Source organism: Variovorax sp. WDL1, from assembly GCF_001541225.1.
In the GTDB taxonomy this organism is placed as follows: domain Bacteria; phylum Pseudomonadota; class Gammaproteobacteria; order Burkholderiales; family Burkholderiaceae_C; genus Variovorax.
Genome location: NZ_LMTS01000052.1, coordinates 1 through 314 on the forward strand (window position 1 = coordinate 1; position 314 = coordinate 314).

Annotated in this window: 1 protein-coding gene; it reads right to left on the bottom strand. The window is 68.8% G+C overall.

Features of this window, described 5'->3' with window-relative positions; all coding sequences use genetic code 11:
- The coding region (locus APY03_RS08540; RefSeq protein ID WP_157103391.1) for a hypothetical protein at positions 1-306 on the bottom strand (306 nt) is incomplete at its 3' end.
- Between the last annotated feature and the right edge of the window lie 8 nt (positions 307-314).

Here is a 314-nt window from a genome sequence, read left to right on the forward strand (position 1 = left end):
CGTACGTCCACCACAACGCGAGACTGCCACCGGGTCGCCGTTCGTGAGTCCGGCCGTCTTGTAGGTGCTGACGTTGTAGTTGGTGCGTCCGGCGCTGCCGTCCCACGCCGCGGCCTCCTGCCAAGGCAGCTGCGGCGCCTGTGCGAAGGTGTTGTGGTCGATCGCTGAGATCTGCAGGTCGCCCACGCCCATGCGCAGCGTCGGGTTGTCGGCCACGAAGCCCACGTGGGCCTGGTTGGTCGAGTACAGGCCCGCGTCGGCAAGGACCGGGCCGCCGACCTGCCAGGTGCCGGCGTGGTAGCTCATGGTCTGGT